15 protein-coding genes and 1 other RNA gene are annotated in these 17,010 nt (G+C 63.2%); 6 read left to right on the forward strand and 10 right to left on the reverse strand.

Features of this window, described 5'->3' with window-relative positions; translation table 11 throughout:
* Positions 1–6: 6 nt before the first annotated feature.
* The 10 genes from Q1W26_RS04100 to Q1W26_RS04145 form a co-directional block, all read right to left on the reverse strand.
* Positions 7–1,476 (reverse strand): DUF3375 domain-containing protein, encoded by a 1,470-nt coding sequence (locus Q1W26_RS04100; RefSeq protein WP_300436240.1) that lies wholly within the window; start codon positions 1,474–1,476, stop codon positions 7–9.
* Between the two features lie 192 nt (positions 1,477–1,668).
* Positions 1,669–1,998 carry a hypothetical protein gene (locus Q1W26_RS04105; RefSeq protein ID WP_300436243.1) on the reverse strand — a complete coding sequence of 110 codons (330 nt, stop codon included), beginning with the start codon at positions 1,996–1,998 and terminating at the stop codon, positions 1,669–1,671.
* Positions 1,999–2,067: 69 nt separating this feature from the next.
* Entirely contained in the window at positions 2,068–2,331 is a 264-nt protein-coding gene (locus Q1W26_RS04110; protein WP_300436246.1) for a hypothetical protein, read from the reverse strand.
* A gap of 18 nt (positions 2,332–2,349) precedes the next feature.
* Entirely contained in the window at positions 2,350–2,523 is a 174-nt protein-coding gene (locus tag Q1W26_RS04115; protein WP_300436249.1) for a hypothetical protein, read from the reverse strand.
* Positions 2,524–3,020: 497 nt separating this feature from the next.
* Positions 3,021–3,386, reverse strand: a transfer-messenger RNA (tmRNA) gene (gene ssrA / locus Q1W26_RS04120).
* Positions 3,387–3,432: 46 nt separating this feature from the next.
* Positions 3,433–4,101, reverse strand: coding sequence for an HAD-IA family hydrolase (locus tag Q1W26_RS04125; RefSeq protein ID WP_300436251.1), 669 nt, complete (start codon positions 4,099–4,101; stop codon positions 3,433–3,435).
* A complete protein-coding gene (ubiG, locus tag Q1W26_RS04130) occupies positions 4,094–4,789 on the reverse strand; it encodes a bifunctional 2-polyprenyl-6-hydroxyphenol methylase/3-demethylubiquinol 3-O-methyltransferase UbiG (protein ID WP_300436254.1) in 696 nt (231 codons plus the stop codon). The genes Q1W26_RS04125 and ubiG overlap by 8 nt, the downstream gene beginning before the upstream one ends.
* Before the next feature lie 126 nt (positions 4,790–4,915).
* Entirely contained in the window at positions 4,916–5,641 is a 726-nt protein-coding gene (locus tag Q1W26_RS04135; RefSeq protein WP_300436257.1) for an OmpA family protein, read from the reverse strand.
* Positions 5,642–5,730: 89 nt separating this feature from the next.
* Positions 5,731–7,047, reverse strand: a complete 1,317-nt coding sequence (locus tag Q1W26_RS04140; protein ID WP_300436328.1) for a TRZ/ATZ family hydrolase — start codon at positions 7,045–7,047, stop codon at positions 5,731–5,733.
* A gap of 81 nt (positions 7,048–7,128) precedes the next feature.
* Entirely contained in the window at positions 7,129–7,851 is a 723-nt protein-coding gene (locus Q1W26_RS04145) for an OmpA family protein (protein ID WP_300436260.1), read from the reverse strand.
* A 213-nt stretch (positions 7,852–8,064) separates the two neighbouring features.
* Here Q1W26_RS04145 and gyrA point away from each other — a divergent pair, with 213 nt between their 5' ends.
* The 6 genes from gyrA (at position 8,065) to Q1W26_RS04175 (ending at position 16,949) form a co-directional block, all read left to right on the forward strand.
* Entirely contained in the window at positions 8,065–10,659 is a 2,595-nt protein-coding gene (gene gyrA / locus Q1W26_RS04150) for a DNA gyrase subunit A (protein WP_300436262.1), read from the forward strand.
* A gap of 28 nt (positions 10,660–10,687) precedes the next feature.
* Positions 10,688–11,770, forward strand: a complete 1,083-nt coding sequence (serC, locus tag Q1W26_RS04155) for a 3-phosphoserine/phosphohydroxythreonine transaminase (RefSeq protein WP_300436265.1) — start codon at positions 10,688–10,690, stop codon at positions 11,768–11,770.
* 23 nt (positions 11,771–11,793) lie between these two features.
* A complete protein-coding gene (pheA, locus tag Q1W26_RS04160; protein ID WP_366143633.1) occupies positions 11,794–12,885 on the forward strand; it encodes a prephenate dehydratase in 1,092 nt (363 codons plus the stop codon).
* A gap of 19 nt (positions 12,886–12,904) precedes the next feature.
* Positions 12,905–14,002 carry a histidinol-phosphate transaminase gene (gene hisC / locus Q1W26_RS04165; protein ID WP_300436267.1) on the forward strand — a complete coding sequence of 366 codons (1,098 nt, stop codon included), beginning with the start codon at positions 12,905–12,907 and terminating at the stop codon, positions 14,000–14,002.
* Positions 14,003–14,014: 12 nt separating this feature from the next.
* Positions 14,015–14,908, forward strand: a complete 894-nt coding sequence (locus tag Q1W26_RS04170) for a prephenate dehydrogenase/arogenate dehydrogenase family protein (RefSeq protein WP_300436269.1) — start codon at positions 14,015–14,017, stop codon at positions 14,906–14,908.
* A gap of 79 nt (positions 14,909–14,987) precedes the next feature.
* Complete coding sequence (locus tag Q1W26_RS04175; RefSeq protein WP_300436271.1) at positions 14,988–16,949, forward strand: bifunctional 3-phosphoshikimate 1-carboxyvinyltransferase/cytidylate kinase; 1,962 nt, start codon at positions 14,988–14,990, stop codon at positions 16,947–16,949.
* The last annotated feature ends 61 nt before the right edge of the window (positions 16,950–17,010 follow it).

Consider the following 17,010-nt stretch of genomic DNA (forward strand, 5'->3'; position numbering starts at 1 on the left):
TCTTGTTCAACGCATGAAAATCACCCGTGGCAGTCGCGCGCAGCGGGTGATTGCCTGACCGTCCGTTGTCACCGCCTGCCAGTGGATGGGCTCGGACGTGTCCTCATCCACCACGGTGCTGAAGGTTTCACTGCCCAGTTGCAGATAAGCCACCAGCTCGGCCAGGCCGTGCTGCAAAGCCTGGCTGGCCACCAGTTCGTTCAAGGTGATCTGCGCCCGGTCCTGCAAGGCGTGGCGGATATGGCGGGTGAGCCGTGCCTTGTCCACCACCACCTGATCAAACAGCGCCGAAGGGTCGATATCCTCATCGCCCGCCTGCAAGTTCAGCTCGGCAATCACCGGCTTGATGGCCGGCGTGAACAAGGGGCGTTCCATCGCCAGCTCGATATCGGCGCAGGCCTCAGCCATTTCCATCACCTGGCCAGCAGGTGGCCAGTCTTTGCCCCAATGAGCACGCAGGGCTACGGCCTTGCTCTCGATGCCGTGCAGAATGTCCATGATGCGGCGGTTTTCAAGCCAGGCCTGGTCATCGAGAAATCGGCGTAACTGCTGCGACAAGGATGCGACCGTGCGCTGGGTGTGCTCGCCAGCTTCCATCCAGTCGTAGTGCACGCGGCGGGTACGGCTGTCGGGCTTCAGATCCGTCACGGCGGGCAGCGCCAGCACGCGATCCAGCAGCTGGGTCAGTTCTTCCTGCCTGCGGCTGGAGAGCAGAAAATCCCAAAATGCGCGGAAGCTCTTGCCCTGATCGGAATCGGCAATCGCATCGCGTTCGCCCATGATGTCTTCCAGCAGAGCCCCCTTGCTGCCTTCCCACAGCGCAATGCGCTCACGCACACGGCGGTCGAGCTGGCGGAAGTTGTGCTCCACCTCGCGAAAGTCGGTCAGCAAATCGCGCGCACCCTGCATGAACTGCTGGAAACGGTCCTTCAGCGCAGTGTCATCCAGCAGCGGCACATCGCCCGACAGCACCCGCGCGATCTCGGCGTCGATGTCGTCACGCTTCTTGTGCAACTCCGCGATGCGCTTGGCCGGGTCGGCCTCGCTGCCCTCGCTCATTTGTTTGAGCAGGTCAAACAAGGTGAGCAAGCGCGACTCGGTGCCGACGAACTGCCGCTCACTGAGCTGCGCCAGCCAGGCGATGGCCTTTTCGGTGGCGGGCGTCAAATCGAACTGCGCCTCATCCGTGCCCGGGCGGTAGAACTTGCGCAGCCAGCCCTTGTCGGGCGCCGCCCAGTCGTTCAGGTAGTCGAGCGCCGGCTTGGGAAAAGCGGTTTCGCCCACGTGCAGGCGCAGGGCATACAGCTCGTCTTCCAGCGCCTCCGCCAAATCCGCCGCCGCCATCACCCGCACATTGGGGGCGACAAACACCCGGTGCAGAAAACTTGCCACCAGCGGAGCATGGTCTGAGCGCAACAAGCGCCACGCCGGGTGGTGGGTGCGCAGGGTGTCGAGGGTGGTGAAGTCCAGCGTCATGCGAATTTTGGTTCCGATGGGGTAAATGGCGCCGACAATCAATCCACTGATTATATTCACCGTCAAGATGATTGAGTACGCCGACCCTGTGTTCGAGTTTTCATGGCGACCCCGAAGCTCGCGCACGCTCTCGAGAATGCAAGGGCGCGGCGCATTTCTGCCTGCAGCACCGCGCGCGGATTCAACCGTCGGTCATCCGGCCCGATCGTCTCGAGCTTCTGCTTCACCCTGCTTATCTGCACGCTCCGTGTGTTCGCAATTCAGGACGATAGGGTGCAAGGCGGCGGTCAGGTTGCCCAAGCCGCCTTTGGGCATCGTGTCGTGGTTCGGGAACAGCCGGTCGTAGGATTCCAGCTTCAGTTGCCGGGTGCGCGAGCAGGTATGGCTGACGATTGCCGTTCCCAAGCGCCGTGCATCGCCGGCGGTAACGCGGCTTGCAAAGAAAACCCATGCATGCGCGCCATTCCCGGTCCGCGACATTTCCAGCGCCGCCGGAGCCCCCAGTTCTTCGCAGGACTGCATGCAGGCTCGCGCATCGTCCCGCCGATCGGGCCTTGTCGAAGTCAGCGGCCAGGAGGCTGCAGGTGCCGTCTAAACATCCGTGCGCCCCCGAAAAAGTCCCCTGAACAGGGCTACCGCCAGAGTCGGAAACGCCGTGCGCTGGAAATCGCCGTCATCCATGTACCGAGTGACGATCCTGTCGTTCTCGGACATGGGCTTTTTCGGGACGCGGCCGGCGAACACATGCGCACTTCGCCCGGTGAGCGGGTTCAGGTCGCGCAGGATCGCCACGGCTTGAGGTGCCAGCAGGACAAGGTGCGGTGTGGTGACGCCCTTGCGCGTCCAGCCGTTCATCCGGCTGGCGGGTGTGTTTCATTCACCTCTGTCGAGGTCGATTTCCGCCCATTCCGCTTGCCGCAGTTCGCCCGGCCGGACGAAAACCAGCGCGGACGGCTTCAGGGTTGATTGCACGATCAGCGTTCCCCGGAAAGCATCGACAGCTAGGAGCAGGGCGCCGACTTCGGCCGGCTCCGTGATCGCGGCCATGTGCTTTTCCCTTGTTGGGGGCAGGGCGCCGCGCAGATCGCCCGCAGGGTCGCGATCAGCCGGCTAGTCGCACGGTGTAGCCGGAACACCTGTCCGCAGCTCTGAAGGGCTCGGTGGGCCGTTTCCAGCCGTCCGCGGGCTTCTATCTGGCGGATGGTGGTTAAGACGGCGGGGGGCGTTCAGGTCGGCAATGGGCTTGCCGCCGATCCACGGGAAAACGTCCCGCTCGAAGCGCCACCACTTACCGCCATTTTGGGGGGCGGAAGAGAGAGGCCGTCGCCGTCCGTCATTTTGACGGGCTTGTCGGCAGGTTTTGCGGTTTTGATGGCGGTGTCTGTAAGTGGCATGACGGTAACCCATTGGCGGTAAGTGCTTGTTACCGTCTAAGTTACCGGCTTGCAATGGCCTGCTTCGGACTACTTTGGACGTAAAAAAGGCCGAGAATCCTGATTTTGCCAGGTTTCTCGGCCTTCTCCGGAACATCCCGGACTCGATTCTGGTGGAGCTGGGGGGAATCGAACCCCCGTCCGCAAGTCCTCTACAGTCAGTTCTACATACTTAGCCGACCTATTTGGGTTTAACCCGGGGTTTAGCCAGTCGGCAGGCCGACCACGGGCGAGTTACCTTGAGTTTCGCGCGGGACCAAGTAACCCGATCCTTTGCTAGTCCCTGTAAATGACGCTGCAATGGGTTTGACCCCATCTGACCCAGGAGACCTGTCAGTGCAGCGGCTTAGGCCTTAGGCGGCCAGAGCGAAACGCTCGTCGTTGGCGTTTGTATTTTTTCCAGTGGATTTACGAGGTAACTGGTCCTCGGTATGCCCTGATCTGCTTTGCAACCCACGTCGAAGCCAGGTCAGCCCCTTGGTGATGCATTACTTTGTCCAGCCAGTAGCTGGAAAGTTCCCAATCATAGCACGCGATCAGTCTTTTCGATGAAGGACAGGATTTCAAGTGGATGTTCGATGATCGCGTCTGCGGCCCAGGCTTCAATCGGCTCGTTACTGCCGAGGTAGCCGTATGCCGCGGCGAGAGTTCGCATGCCGGCGGCTTTACCTGCCTTGATGTCACGAATGTCGTCGCCAACATAAATGCAGCGGAGTGGATCAAGCGCGGCGAGCTTGCAGGCGTGAAGGAGCGGGTCGGGGAAGGGCTTGGCACGCGCCACGGTATCGCCGCCGACGATGCAGATGCTGCGTTCCGCGAGGCCGAGGGCTTCGATGATGGGGCGGGCGAAGCGTTCGGCCTTGTTGGTGACTACGCCCCATACGATGCCGCGTTCGTCGAGGCTGTCGAGCAGTTCGGACATGCCCGGGAAAAGGCAGGTTTCCACGTAGAGGCTTGCGGCGTAGAGCGTGAGAAAGCGCTGCGCCAGGTCTGCATACGCAGGGGCATCCGGTGTGAGGCCGAAGCCTGCACCCAGCAGGCCTCGAACACCGTTTGAGACCTGGGGTCTCAGCACTTCGAAGGGTGTTGGGGCGAGGCCGTTCTCATGCTGAAGATGGGCAAGGATCCCCGCGAGATCCGGTGCGGTGTCTGCGAGCGTGCCGTCGAGGTCGAAGAGAACGGCCTCAGGCATGCCTGGATGTACGCATCAGGTAATTGACGTCGGTGTCGCGACCGAGGGAGTAAATCTTGCTGAAGGGGTTGTAGTTCATGCCGATAAGCTCTTCCACATCGAGGCCTGCCTCGCGAACATAGCGGGCAAGTTCGGAGGGCTTGATGAACTTGGCGTATTCGTGCGTACCCTTCGGGAGCAGATTGAGGACATATTCGGCGCCGACCACAGCCATGAGGTAGGCCTTGAGGTTGCGGTTGAGGGTGGAGAAGAAGACGTGGCCCCCGGGCTTGACCAGCGTTGCGCAGGCGCGGATGGTGCTGGCCGGGTCGGGGACGTGTTCAAGCATTTCCATGCAGGTGACCACGTCGAAACTGGCCGGCGCCTCGCGGGCCAGGTCTTCGGCGGAGATGAGGCGGTAATCGACGCTCTGTCCACTTTCGAAGAGGTGTAGCCGGGCGACGCCGAGGGCCTTCTCGGAGAGGTCGACGCCAGTGACCTGTGCTCCCCGGGTGGCCATGGATTCGGCGAGAATGCCACCACCGCAACCAATGTCTACCACTCGCTTGTCAGCAATCCGGGCTGCGTTGTCGATCCAGTCGAGACGTAGCGGGTTGATCTGGTGAAGCGGTTTGAATTCGGATTCGGGATCCCACCAGCGGTGGGCGAGGTCACTGAATTTCTGTAGTTCTGCAGGATCGGCGTTCATGGATGCGGGGCGTCAGCGGGACGAAGAGTTATTCAGGGGTTGATTGTATTGCGCTGTGCAGAAAAACAAAAAGCCCTGCAGGGCAGGGCTTTTTGAGGACTGACGCGAAGTCAGAAGGTCGGCAGATTACTTGGTGCCGATCACTTCGATTTCAACGCGACGATCCGGCTGCAGGCACTCGACCAGCTTCTTGTTCTTGCCGCTTTCCTTGCCGAGATTGGTGCACTTGCCGGTGGTCACGGGCTGCTTCTCGCCCTTGCCTTCGGTGTAGACACGGTTGGCTTCTACGCCCTTGCCGACCAGGTAGGTCTTGACGGCAGCAGCACGCTTTTCAGACAGCTTCTGGTTGTAGGCGTCGCCACCGATGCGGTCGGTGTGGCCAACGGCCAGAATGACTTCCAGCTTGACGTTCTTGGCCTTGGCAGCCAGGTCGTCCAGCTTGGACTTGCCGGCGGGCAGCAGGACAGCCTTGTCGAATTCGAAGAGGGCGTCGGCAGCCAGCTTGACCTTTTCAGCAACCGGGGCAACAGCCGCGGGAGCGGCGGCCTTGGAGCCAGCGGCCGGGGCAGCGGCGGCTACGCATTTTTCCTGGGGTACGACGTCCTTGTCGCACTCGCAGCCGACCGGCAGTTCGCCAGCCATGGTGTTGGCGGCGGCCGCAGGGGTCCAGTAGCCGGTACGCCAGCAGAGGTCAAAACCGCTGCGTGCAACGACATTGCGTGCATCGATCACGTAAGGCACTTCGCCTTTCGCATCGACGACGACGTCTTTGGCGAAGCTGGCGGAGGCGGTCAGGCCGAGGGTAGCCATTGCGGCAGCCATCAGCAGTTGTTTTTTGGCTTGTTTGATCATCGTTTTCCTCGTCGCAAGGCAAAGGGGTAGAACCGGAAGATTCATCCATGTCGCCGGAGAACACTATGAACTCAGGCAGCATATCCAATTCATTGGCGGAATCTATTTTGCCATAGGCGGGCAATGCCCAATAGCTCCGTGTTGGTTATTTGCAACAGTTTCCCATGCTCCATGCGCTGCTGTCCATCGACCCAGACGTCCGATACGGCATGTCTGCCTAATACGTATACCACGTGCGAGACGGGGTCGAAGCAGGGGAGTTCATCGGGGTCGTTGATGCGGATGGCGCAGATGTCGGCCGCCTTGCCGGGCAGGAGGGAACCGATTTCCTTGTCGAGGCCAAGGGCGCGGGCACCGTTGAGGGTGGCCATGCGCAGCGCCTGGCGGGCGGGCAGGGCCGAAGCGTCGCCGGTAGAGAGTTTTGCGAGCAGGCTGGCTTGATGCATTTCGCGGAAGAGGTCGAGCCGGTTGTTGCTGGCGGCGCCGTCGCTGCCGAGGCCGACCGCCAGTCCGTGGTCGAGAAGCCGGGTGCTGGGCGCCGCGCCGCTGGCGAGTTTCATGTTGGAAGTGGGGCAGTGGGCGATGGCGCACTGGTGCAGGGCGAGGCGCTCCATGTCTTCCGGTGTGAGGTGGACGGCGTGAACGCCGATCAGATTCGGACCGAGGATGCCGAGGCTCTCCATGCGGGTGATCGGGCGCTGGCCGAAATCCCGCAGGCTGTCGGCGATCTCGCCGGCGGTTTCGTGAAGGTGGATGTGGATTGGCAGTTCGAGTTCGTCGGCGAGGGCGCCAATGCGTTCGAAGCTTGTGTTCGAGACCGTGTAGGGCGCGTGAGGCGCGAGGGCGAAGCGAATAAGCGGGTGGTCGCGCCAGGCGTCGTGGGTGGCGAGGCCTTTGCGCAGGTAATCGTCGGCGTCAGCGGCGTATTGCGACGGGAATTCAAGGACTGTCATTCCGAGCACCGCGCGGAGGCCCAGGCGGTCGAAGGCTTCTGCAGTGGCCTCCGGGAAGAAGTACATGTCGTTGCAGGTGGTGATGCCGCCACGCAGCATTTCGGCGCCGGCCAGCAAACTGCCGTCACGTACGAAGGCGTGGGATGCGTGGCGGGCCTCGGTGGGCCAGATGGCTTCCTGGAGCCAGCGCATCAGGGGCAGATCGTCAGCGAGGCCGCGCATCAGTGTCATGGCGGCGTGGCAGTGCAGGTTGATTAGGCCGGGAATGAGGATGTGTTCGGGCAGGCTTACCGTTTTTGCGGCCGTGAAGCGCGCGCGGGCGTCCGCGAGTGGCAGGATGGCCACGATTTTTCCGCGCTCTACGGCGATCGCGTGATGTTCCAGCGTGGTGTCGTCCGGCTCGACCGGAATGATCCAGCGCGCTTCGATGAGCAGATCGACCGGTGTGGGCATCATGGTGTTTCTCGTCGGAGGCAGAAAAAACCCCGCTTGCGGCGGGGTTCTGGAGGCGTGTGCGGGTGTATGGCCAGCGTATTACCTGGCCGGGCCCTTGACGTCTACGGTGACGCGTCGGTTCGGGGCGAGGCATTCGATCAGTGCCTTGCGGCCGAGCTTGTCGTCACAGCTCTTGATCGGCTGGGTCTTGCCGGCACCCATGGTGTCGATCACGTCAGCCTTCACGCCCTTGCCGGTCAGGTAGGATTGGACGGCGCTTGCGCGCTTTTCGGAGAGTTTCTGGTTGTACGACTGGGAGCCGAGGCGATCGGTGTGGCCGGTGATGATCACCGAGGTCACTGCGGCACAGGTGCCGAGCTTGCCGATCACGGCGTTGTCGAGGTTGGCTCTGGCAGACTTGGTGAGCACGGCCTTGTTGAAGGCGAAGGTGCTGTCGGCAGCCAGGGTAACGCTGAAATCACATTTGCTGGCAGCTGCCGCGGGGGCGGGGGCTGCAGCCGGGGCTGCGGCAACGGCGCGCGCGGAGGCTGGGGCGCACTTGTCGGCGCCGACGACATCCTTGTCGCATTCGCAGGCGACCGGCACTTCACCGGCCTTGGTGTCGGTGGCGGCGCCCGGGGTCCAGGTGCCGGTGCGCCAGCAAAGGTCGGCACCGCTCTTGACGACGGTGTTGCGTTGGTCGATCACATAGGGGACGTCGCCTTTCGGGTCGACGACGATGTCCTTGGATTGGGCCGTTGCGCCGACGCTGGCAAGCATCAGCAGGGCAGCGGCGGTCAGGCGGAATTTGGCGGTGTTCATGAAGATCTTCCTCTATGAAATGGCGCGTTTCCGGCGCCCGTCTCGTAATCGGTCGTGCGGCGCGATTAAATCACACGACGACCGCTGATCACAACGCATGCTGGCAGTGCAGCGTGAGTTTCCGGGGTGATGCAAGCCGAAATCGGGTATCGGCGGCGTGCTAAACTCGCTCCTTTTCGTCTTTTCGACGAATAGTCGATTCCTCGCGGTGCCATGATCCCGTTCGCCAAAGAAACCATACCCATCAGCCTCGAAGACGAGATGCGCCACGCCTACCTGGATTACGCCATGAGCGTGATCGTCGGGCGGGCCCTGCCGGATGTGCGTGACGGCCTCAAGCCGGTGCACCGGCGCGTGCTTTTTGCGATGCACGAGCTGGGCAACGACTGGAACAAGGCTTACAAGAAGTCTGCCCGTATCGTCGGTGACGTTATCGGTAAGTACCACCCCCACGGCGACCAGTCCGTGTATGACACCATCGTGCGCATGGCCCAGGATTTTTCCCTGCGCTACATGCTGGTGGATGGCCAGGGCAACTTCGGTTCGGTGGACGGCGATAGCGCGGCCGCCATGCGTTATACCGAAATCCGCATGGCCAAGATCGGCCATGAGCTGCTGGCCGATATCGAGAAGGAAACCGTCGATTTCGGGCCCAACTACGACGGCTCCGAGAAGGAACCGCTGGTTCTGCCGGCACGCATCCCGAACCTGCTGATCAATGGATCGGGCGGCATCGCGGTGGGCATGGCGACCAACATCCCGCCCCACAACCTGACCGAAGTCGTCGACGCCTGCCTGCGTCTGCTGCAGGAGCCGGATGTTTCCATCGACGAACTGATCAAGATCGTGCCGGCGCCAGACTTCCCGACTGCGGCGCTGATCTATGGCCTGTCCGGCGTCCAGGAGGGCTACCGCACCGGCCGTGGCCGGGTGGTGATGCGCGCGCGCACCCACTTCGAGGACATCGGCAAGGGCGATCGCCAGGCGATCATCGTCGATGAGCTGCCGTACCAGGTTAACAAGAAGACGCTGATCGAGAAGATCGCCGAGCTGGTCAACGAAAAGAAAATCGAGGGCATCAGCGACATCCGCGACGAGTCGGACAAATCCGGCATGCGCATGGTGCTCGAGCTCAAGCGCAACGAAATGCCCGATGTTGTGTTGAACAACCTGTTCAAGCAAACGCAGCTTCAGGACACCTTCGGCATGAACATGGTGGCGCTGGTGGACGGCCGGCCGCGCCTCCTCAACCTGCGCCAGATGCTCGATTGCTTCCTCGCCCACCGGCGTGAGGTCGTCACCCGCCGCACCGTCTTCGAACTGCGCAAGGCCCGCGAGCGTGGCCACATCCTCGAAGGCCTGGCGGTTGCGCTGTCCAATGTGGACGAGATCATCGCTCTCATCAAGGCCGCTCCGACGCCGCCGGAAGCCAAGCGTGGCCTGATGGCCCGCCAGTGGCGCTCGGCGCTGGTCGAGGAAATGCTTTCACGTGCGGTGGCCGACAGCTACCGCCCGGACGGGCTGGCGCCGGAATTCGGCTTGTCGGCACAGGGCTATCGTCTTTCCGACGCCCAGGCCCAGGCCATTCTCGAACTGCGCCTGCAGCGCCTTACCGGCCTCGAGCAGGACAAGATCGTCGCCGAGTACCGCGAGGTGATGGACGTGATCGCCGACCTGCTCGACATCCTCGCCCGCCCCGAGCGCATCACCGCAATCATTGGTGACGAACTGGCGCTCATCAAGCAGCAGTTTGGCGACCCGCGGCGCTCCGAGGTGGTGATGAACACCGCCGATATCAACATCGAAGACCTGATCACGCCGCAGGACATGGTTGTAACCCTGTCCCACACCGGCTATTTCAAGCGCCAGCCGCTCACCGACTACCGTGCCCAGAAGCGCGGCGGCCGCGGCAAGCAGGCGGCTGCGGTCAAGGATGACGATTTCGTCGACCAGCTTTTCGTGGCCAACACCCACGATCACATCCTGTGCTTCTCGAACCGCGGCCGGCTGTACTGGCTCAAGGTGTATGAAGTGCCGGAAGGCACCCGCAATTCCCGCGGCCGCCCGATCGTCAATCTCTTCCCGCTGCTCGAAGGCGAGAAGATCACCGCGGTGCTGCCGGTCAAGGAGTTCGACGAAGGCCATTTCGTCTTCATGGCGACGGCCCAGGGCACGGTCAAGAAGACCCCGCTCACTGATTTCTCCAATCCCCGCAAGGCCGGCATCATCGCCGTCGGCCTCGATGATGGCGATTACCTGGTCGGCGTTGCGATCACCGACGGTCAGCACGACGTGATGATGTTCTCCGACGCCGGCAAGGCCGTGCGCTTCAGCGAGAACGACGTGCGTCCGATGGGCCGTCAGGCCCGCGGCGTGCGCGGCATGATGCTCGAGGACGGTCAGACCGTCATCGCCATGCTGGTGGCCAGCGACGAGGAGCAGAGCGTCCTCACCGCGACCCAGAACGGCTTCGGCAAGCGCACGCCGATTGCCGAATACACCCGCCACGGCCGCGGCACCAAGGGCATGATCGCGATCCAGACATCGGATCGCAACGGCAAGGTGGTCGCCGCCACGCTGGTCACCGAGAAAGACCAGATCATGCTGATCACCACGGGCGGCGTGCTGGTGCGTACCCGGGTTTCCGAGATTCGCGAGATGGGCCGTGCAACGCAGGGCGTCACGCTGATCTCGGTGGACGAGGGCAGCGTGCTGTCCGGCGTGCAGAAGATTCTGGAAGGTGAAGAGGACGAGCAGGATGCCGGCCACGACGAGGCGAGTGACGAAGGCACTCAGCCCGAAGTCTGAACGGATTGACGCAGGAAGGATTTAGACAATGCGCATTTTCAATTTCTCGGCCGGTCCGGCCGTGTTGCCCACCGCAGTGCTGGAACAGGCCCGCGATGAACTGCTCGACTGGCACGGTTGCGGCATGAGCATCATGGAGATGAGCCACCGGGGCAAGGATTTCACCGGGGTCATCGAGGAGGCGGAAGCCGATCTGCGTGATCTGATGGGCATCCCGTCGAATTACAAGGTGCTCTTCCTGCAGGGCGGGGCGACGCAGCAGTTCGCGCAGATCCCGATGAACCTGCTGGCCGGTCGCTCGGCCGATTATGTCGTCACGGGTTCGTGGTCGAAAAAGGCCTACAAGGAAGCGCAGCGCATCGGCGGCGTTCGCCTGGCCGGCACGACGGAGTCCGGCAAGTTCACCTGCGTGCCCGCCGCCGGCGAACTGCAATTCGACCCGCAGGCTGCCTACGCGCACATCTGCACCAACGAAACCATCCACGGTGTCGAGATGTTCGACCTGCCGGACGTGCCGGCAGGCGTGCCGCTGGTCGCCGACATGAGTTCCCACGTCCTGTCGCGCCCGATGGATGTTTCGCGCTATGGCCTGATCTACGCCGGTGCCCAGAAGAACATCGGTCCGGCAGGGCTCGTCATCGTGATCGTGCGTGAAGACCTGCTGGGCAAGGCCTTGCCGAGTACGCCCTCGGTGATGGATTTCAGCGTCATGGCCGAGCACGGCTCGATGCTCAATACCCCGCCCACCTTCGGAATCTATCTGGCCGGGCTGGTCTTCAAGCACCTCAAGGCCCAAGGTGGCCTGGCGGCGGTCGAAGCGGCCAATATCGCCAAGGCCACGCTGCTCTACGACGCCATCGAGAGCAGTGGCGGCTTCTACCGCAATCCGGTGGAGCAGGGCTGTCGCTCGCGCATGAACGTGCCCTTCACGCTGGAAAACCCGGCGCTGGATGCAGACTTCCTGGCCGAGGCTGCAGCGCGTCGGCTGGCCGGCCTCAAGGGTCACAAGTCGGTGGGCGGCATGCGTGCGTCGATCTACAACGCCATGTCGCTGGAAGGTGTGGCTGCGCTGGTCGAGCTGATGCAGGATTTCGCTGCGCGCAAGGCGTGAGCGTCGCAATTTCAGGAGAAGGCATGAACGAGGGGATGCTGCAGGAACTGGGCGTGGTCCGCGACGAGATCGACGCCATCGATGCACAGATGCTGGCGCTGCTCAATGAGCGGGCCAAATGTGCCCAGCACGTGGGTGAAATCAAGGCCCGCTACGGCGAGGCAGGGCAGGTTTATCGTCCCGAGCGCGAGGCCCAGGTGCTGCGCCGGGTCCAGAGCCTGAACGCGGGCCCGCTGCCAGACGAAAGCGTCACGTTCTTCTTCCGTGAAGTGATGTCGGCGTGCCTGTCGCTGGAAAACCCGTTGGGCGTAGCCTTCCTCGGCCCCCTCGGGACTTTTTCCGAGAGCGCGGCGGTCAAGCATTTCGGTCATGCCGCGCGCCTCGCGCCGCAGGGCTCGATCGACGACGTCTTTCGCGAGGTTGAGGCCGGCCATGCCCAATACGGCGTTGTTCCGGTCGAGAACTCCACCGAAGGCGCCGTTGGCCGCACGCTGGATCTGCTCTTCGGTTCGCCGCTCAAGATCTGCGGTGAAGTCGTGCTGCGCATCCATCAGCACCTGATGACCCGCGAAACCAGTCTTGCGGGCATTACCCGGGTTTATTCCCACGCCCAGTCCCTGGCCCAGTGCCACGAGTGGCTCAACCGCTCGCTGCCCGGCGTGGCACGGATTTCCGTCGGCAGCAACGCCGAGGCCGCCCGGCTGGCGTCCATCGAGCCCGGAACCGCGGCGATCGCTGGCGAGGCCGCCTCAGAGCGTTACGACCTGCCGCGCCTCGTCGAAAGCATCGAAGACGAGCCCAACAACACGACCCGCTTCGTCGTCATCGCCCGCCACGATGCGGGCCGTTCGGGCGTCGACAAGACCTCGCTGATCATGTCGGCTTCCAACCGCCCGGGCGCAGTGCACGAATTGCTGGCGCCCTTTGCCGACGCCGGCGTGTCGATGAACCGCCTGGAGTCCCGCCCGGCTCGCGCGGCTCTCTGGGAATACGTTTTTTACGTGGACGTCGAGGGCCACCGGGACGACCCGGCCGTAAAGGCAGCTCTTGATGCGCTGGCCTCTCGCGCCGCCTTCCTGAAAGTCCTGGGTTCCTACCCCCAGGCTGTTTACTGATTGTCCCCAGGAGTCATCAATGCGTTTGTGTGATCTGGCACCTGCCCACATCCGGGCGATTTCTCCCTACCAGCCCGGCAAGCCGATTTCCGAACTGGCCCGCGAAATGGGGCTGGCGGAAGAGTCCATCGTCAAGCTGGCTTCCAATGAAAATCCGCTCGGCGTCGGCGAAAAAACCCGTGCCGCGATGTACGCGGCGCTGGCCGACATCGCCCGCTACCCGGATGGCAACGGTTTCGAGCTGAAGGATGCACTGCGTCGCCGCTATGGCGTCGAGCTCAACCAGATCGTGCTCGGCAACGGCTCCAACGACATTCTGGAAATGGTTGCCGGTGCCTTGCTCGGGCCCGAGCGCGAGGCTGTGTTCGCGCAGCACGCTTTCGCCGTTTACCCTCTGGCAACCCAGGCCGCGGGTGCCCGTGGCATCGAAGTGCCGGCAAAGAATTTCGGCCATGATCTAGACGCCATGCTGGCGGCGATCACCCCCGCCACCCGCGTCGTTTTTATCGCCAACCCGAACAACCCGACCGGCACCTTCGTGCCTGGCCACGCACTCGAAGCCTTCCTGGCCCGCGTGCCGGAGCACGTGCTGGTCGTCCTCGACGAGGCCTATACCGAATACCTGGCGCCGGACCAGCGCTACGACGCCGTTGCCTGGATCACGCGTTTCCCCAATTTGCTGGTCAGTCGCACCTTCTCGAAGGCCTATGGCCTTGCCGGCCTGCGGGTGGGTTACGGCCTGGGCAGCCCGGAAGTCATCGACCTGCTGAACCGGGTGCGTCAGCCGTTCAACGTGTGCAGCGTGGGCCTGGCGGCTGCTGCTGCGGCCCTGTTCGACGACGAGTTCTTGCAGCGCAGCTACGAACTCAACCGTGACGGCATGGTGCAGCTGACCGAAGGCTTCCGGCGTCTCGGTCTCGACTGGATTCCGTCCGCGGGCAATTTCGTCACCTTCAAGGTGGGCGATGGTGCCGACGTCAATCTGCGCCTGCTGCGGCAGGGCGTCATCGTGCGCCCCATCGCCGCATACGGCATGCCCGAGTGGCTGCGAGTTTCGATCGGCCTCGAAAGCGAGAACGCTCGCTTCCTCGAAGCCCTTCCCGATGCCTTGACCTGAGCGGAGCCGGGCGTGAAGAAGATCGACAAGCTGGTTGTCTGCGGTGTCGGCCTGATCGGCGGCTCCTTCGCCCTTGCCCTGCGCCGGGCCGGATTGGTCAATCGCATCGTGGGCGTCGGCCGCCGTCCGGAGCCCCTGGATGCAGCCCTGCAACTCGGCGTGATCGACGAGGTTTCCACCGACTGGGCTGGCGCCCTCGACGGTGCCGAGCTTGTTCTTCTCGCCATGCCGGTCGGTCAGATGGATGCGGTGGCGGCAGCGATCGCTCCCCATCTCGGCCCGGACACCATCGTTACCGATGCGGGCAGCACCAAGCGCGACGTGATTGAAGCGGTTTACCGTCACTTTGGCGCACAGCTTGCGAATGTCGTGCCGGCGCATCCGATTGCCGGCGCCGAGAAAAGCGGGCCGACAGCCGCCCGTGCCGATCTTTACCAGAGCCGCAAGGTGGTGATCACGCCACTTCCCGAAAACGATCCGGCCTCCGTCGCCAGGGTGCGTGAAGTGTGGGCGGCCTGTGGGGCAGTGCTTCACGAAATGAGCCCGCAGGAGCACGACCGGGTGTTTGCCGCGGTAAGCCATTTGCCACACCTGCTGGCTTTTGGCCTGGTCCATGATCTCGCCGGGCGCGCCAACGCCGAACAGCTTTTCAGCTACGCGGCGAGCGGCTTTCGTGATTTCACCCGGGTCGCCGGCAGCCACCCCGAAATGTGGCGCGACATCTGTGTCGCCAACCGGCATTCCCTGCTTGCCGAACTGGACGCCTATCTGTCCGAACTGGCCTATTTGCGGGCGCTTCTCGTTGAGGGCGATGGTCCGGCCCTCGAAGCCGTTTTCGATGAGGCCAGCCGGGCACGCAACACCTGGGCCGACAAGGCCTTCCCGGCCTCACCCTCGGGCGAGTAGCCGTCCTGAACACCTGCGCGGTGTGCAGCAAGGTCTGCGCGCCGGCATTTCATTGCCGTCTCTGAAACAAGGAATTTTCATGGAATTCATCGATCTGACGCCGATGCGGAAGGCCGCCGGGACGGTGCGCCTGCCTGGCTCCAAGAGCATTTCCAACCGCGTGCTGCTGCTGGCCGCCCTCGCCGACGGCGACACGCTTGTCGAAGCACTGCTCGAGTCCGACGATACCCGCGTGATGAAAAACGCAATCGCTGCGCTCGGCGTCAAGGTCACGGAGGAGGGCGATGCGCTGCGTGTTTCCGGTTGCGGCGGGCGTTTTCCGCAGCTCGTGGCAGACATCTTTGTCGGCAACTCGGGCCTCAGCATCCGCACGCTGGTGCCAGCCATCGTGGCCAGCCTGTCCGGCTGCGACGATCCGGCTGCGAAGGTAACGCTCTCCGGTGTGCCGCGGATGCATGAGCGGCCAATCGGTGATCTTGTCGACGGCCTCAAGCAGCTTGGCGCGTCGGTCGAGTGGCTTGGCCAGGAAGGCTATCCGCCGCTGGCGCTCAAGCCGGCGCTGCTCGGTGCCGAGCGGGTCAGCGTGCGGGGCAGCGTCTCCAGCCAGTTCCTGACCGGGCTCCTCCAGGCTGCGCCGCTGGTGGCCCGCGACAAGGCGCTGGTTATCGATGTCGAGGGCGAGCTGATCAGCCGTCCCTACGTCGAGATCACCCTCAACCTGATGGAGCGCTTCGGAGTCATCGTCCAGCGCGAAGGCTGGAGCCGTTTCATTGTGCAGCCAGGCCAGCGCTACGTTTCGCCAGGACGCATCGTCGTCGAGGGTGATGCGTCTACCGCCAGCTACTTTCTAGCGGCCGGCGCCCTTGGTGGAGGCCCGGTGCGGGTCGTCGGGGCTGGCAGGCGGAGCATCCAGGGCGACGTCAAGTTTGCCGATGCGCTGGCCACGATGGGCGCACAAATCAGCTGGGGCGACGACTGGATCGAAGCCCGTGCGCCGGCATCCGGCAAGCTCAAGGCCTTCGATCTCGATCTCAACCACATTCCCGATGCAGCAATGACCCTCGCCGTGGCTGCGCTGTTTGCCGATGGTCCGAGCACCCTGCGCAACATCGGAAGCTGGCGCGTCAAGGAAACCGACCGCATCGCCGCAATGGCGACCGAGCTGCGAAAGCTCGGTGCGATGGTCGAGGAATTCCCCGAAAGCCTGAAGGTGACGCCGCCGGCGCGGCTGAATTCTGCGGTGATCGACACCTATGAGGATCACCGCGTCGCGATGTGCTTCTCGCTGGTGACGCTGGGCGGGCCATATGTGCGCATCAACGATCCGCAGTGCGTGAACAAGACCTTCCCCGAATACTTCGCCACTTTTGCCGGCATCACGACGCCGGTGCCGGTTGTCGCGATCGACGGCCCTTCTGCGTCCGGGAAGGGAACCGTGGCCGCCCGTGCCGCGGCAATCCTGGGTTTCGAATACCTTGACAGTGGCTCGCTGTATCGCCTTGTCGCGCTGGCCGGTTTGCGTCAGGGTATTGCCCTCGATGATGAAGCACGTCTTGCGGCTCTCGCGGCTGCGCTGCCGGCACGCTTCGACGACGAACGGATTTTCCTGGGTGAAGAGGACGTGACCGACGCAATCCGCAGCGAGGAATGCTCGGTCGGCGCTTCCAGGGTGGCTGTGCTGCCGGCCGTGCGGGAGGCGCTGTTCTGGCGCCAGCGCGCCTATCGGCAAGGCCGTGGCCTCGTCGCCGAGGGGCGCGACATGGGGTCGGTCATCTTCCCGGATACGCCGGTCAAGATATTCCTCACCGCGTCGGTCGACGCACGTGCCGAACGGCGTTATAAGCAGTTGATCGATAAAGGAATGGCTGCTAACATGGATGAGCTTCTTAAGGATTTACGCGATCGCGATGCCCGGGATTCCCAGCGCGCAGTCGCTCCTTTGAAGCAACGCGAGGATGCGGCGCTACTCGATACCTCCGGAATGACGATCCAGCAAGCGGTCGATTTCGTCATCGGGCAGGCAGCCGCCTTCGTAAAATAACCTCTTCCGCAGCCCGCCCGGGTGCGGAAGGTTTTTCAACCAGGAGCCGTTTCGCGACGGT

This window comes from Zoogloea sp., assembly GCF_030157465.1.
Classification (GTDB): domain Bacteria; phylum Pseudomonadota; class Gammaproteobacteria; order Burkholderiales; family Rhodocyclaceae; genus Zoogloea.

Bases quoted from the DNA above. Each gene is read 5' to 3' on its own strand.
- serC (WP_300436265.1), top strand. From the start codon at position 10,688: ATGCGCATTTTCAATTTCTCGGCCGGTCCGGCCGTGTTGCCCACCGCA.
- Q1W26_RS04145 (WP_300436260.1), bottom strand. From the start codon at position 7,851: ATGAACACCGCCAAATTCCGCCTGACCGCCGCTGCCCTGCTGATGCTT.
- gyrA (WP_300436262.1), top strand. From the start codon at position 8,065: ATGATCCCGTTCGCCAAAGAAACCATACCCATCAGCCTCGAAGACGAG.
- Q1W26_RS04175 (WP_300436271.1), top strand. From the start codon at position 14,988: ATGGAATTCATCGATCTGACGCCGATGCGGAAGGCCGCCGGGACGGTG.
- Q1W26_RS04135 (WP_300436257.1), bottom strand. From the start codon at position 5,641: ATGATCAAACAAGCCAAAAAACAACTGCTGATGGCTGCCGCAATGGCT.
- Q1W26_RS04125 (WP_300436251.1), bottom strand. From the start codon at position 4,101: ATGCCTGAGGCCGTTCTCTTCGACCTCGACGGCACGCTCGCAGACACC.
- Q1W26_RS04115 (WP_300436249.1), bottom strand. From the start codon at position 2,523: ATGGCCGCGATCACGGAGCCGGCCGAAGTCGGCGCCCTGCTCCTAGCT.
- ubiG (WP_300436254.1), bottom strand. From the start codon at position 4,789: ATGAACGCCGATCCTGCAGAACTACAGAAATTCAGTGACCTCGCCCAC.
- Q1W26_RS04100 (WP_300436240.1), bottom strand. From the start codon at position 1,476: ATGACGCTGGACTTCACCACCCTCGACACCCTGCGCACCCACCACCCG.
- Q1W26_RS04140 (WP_300436328.1), bottom strand. From the start codon at position 7,047: ATGCCCACACCGGTCGATCTGCTCATCGAAGCGCGCTGGATCATTCCG.
- Q1W26_RS04110 (WP_300436246.1), bottom strand. From the start codon at position 2,331: ATGAACGGCTGGACGCGCAAGGGCGTCACCACACCGCACCTTGTCCTG.
- pheA (WP_366143633.1), top strand. From the start codon at position 11,794: ATGAACGAGGGGATGCTGCAGGAACTGGGCGTGGTCCGCGACGAGATC.
- Q1W26_RS04105 (WP_300436243.1), bottom strand. From the start codon at position 1,998: ATGCAGTCCTGCGAAGAACTGGGGGCTCCGGCGGCGCTGGAAATGTCG.
- hisC (WP_300436267.1), top strand. From the start codon at position 12,905: ATGCGTTTGTGTGATCTGGCACCTGCCCACATCCGGGCGATTTCTCCC.